1 protein-coding gene is annotated in these 1,296 nt (G+C 33.6%); it reads left to right on the top strand.

The features are described 5' to 3' along the window. Nucleotides 1–67 precede the first annotated feature (67 nt). The gene (locus H601_RS0112970) at nt 68–1,270 is read left to right on the top strand and encodes an IS256 family transposase (protein ID WP_026711886.1); all 1,203 of its coding nucleotides are present in this window, start codon (nt 68–70) and stop codon (nt 1,268–1,270) included. The last annotated feature ends 26 nt before the right edge of the window (nt 1,271–1,296 follow it).

Raw genomic sequence — 1,296 nt, 5'->3', positions numbered from 1 at the left:
GAGTATGCTCAATAAACTGTGTCAAATATAAAAAATAGAAGGATGAATTTTTTAAATTTGATTTATTATGAGCGAACAATTCGATTTTGAGTCTTTCTCTAAGTCAGCTATAGAGAAATTAAAGCAAGGTAAACCCTTGACAGGTGCAGATGGTGTTTTTACACCGCTTTTAAAAATGATTTTAGAAGCTTCACTTGAGAGTGAAATAACAGATCACGTCCAAGAGACTAAATCAGAAAAAAATAGGCGTAACGGTAAAGCAAAGAAAACAATTACCAGTGGTTTAGGAAGTTTTGAATTAGAAACACCCAGAGACCGTAATGGTAGCTTTGAACCACAGACGGTTCCTAAGCGTCAGGTTAGTATCAGTAGTGATATTGACAAAAAAATCATTGGTTTATATGGTCTAGGAATGAGCTATTCTGATATTCAAAATCATTTAAAGGAAATGTATGATTTTGAAGTCTCTGATGGTACAATAAGCAGCATTACAGACCGGATTTTACCTGAGATTAAAGAATGGCAAAATAGACCTTTGGAAAGTGTTTATCCTTTGATTTGGCTTGATGCAATGCATTACAAAGTTAGAGACGAGGGTCAAGTCAAGAGTAAAGCTATTTATTCCATTTTAGGAGTTACAATAGAGGGACAAAAGGAAGTTTTAGGTATCTATTTTGGCAACTCAGAAAGTAGTAGTTTTTGGCGTCAAGTGCTAAATGATTTACAAAACAGAGGACTAGAAGATGTATTTATCGCATGTATCGATAACTTATCAGGATTTGGAGATGCTATTGAAGACTATTATCCTAAAACAGAAGTTCAGCTTTGCTTGGTTCATCAGATGAGAAATAGTGCAAAATATGTAACTCATACTGACTTAAGAGAAGTAATGAAGGATTTAAAAGTTGTTTATCAAGCTCCAAGCGAACAAAAAGGTCTTGAAGCTCTTGAACTTGCCAGAGAAAAATGGAATAAAAAATACCCTGCAATATTTAGGAGCTGGGATAAAAACTGGGATAGACTAGCTAATATTTACAAGTATTCACCTCATTTAAAGAGACTAATGTACACAACAAATCCAATAGAAAGTTATCACAGAATGATACGAAAAGTAACCAAAACTAAAGGTGCATTCTCTTCAGAAAACGCAATCCTAAAACAGGTATACTTAGCTATTATGAATGCACAAACTAGATGGAATGGACAAATTTTTCACTGGTCTGCTATTCAAAATGATTTAAATGCGTATTTTAGTGATAGAATAAAATGAAATGACACAGTTTATTGAACACTCCC

Source organism: Flavobacterium filum DSM 17961, assembly GCF_000425465.1.
Lineage (GTDB): Bacteria > Bacteroidota > Bacteroidia > Flavobacteriales > Flavobacteriaceae > Flavobacterium > Flavobacterium filum.
Note: the sequence above shows the minus strand (reverse complement) of the source record. Positions and strands in the feature narration are given on the sequence as shown.

What these genes read in the sequence shown, in the direction of transcription:
- H601_RS0112970 (WP_026711886.1), top strand. Translation starts at nt 68, where the DNA reads ATGAGCGAACAATTCGATTTTGAGTCTTTCTCTAAGTCAGCTATAGAG.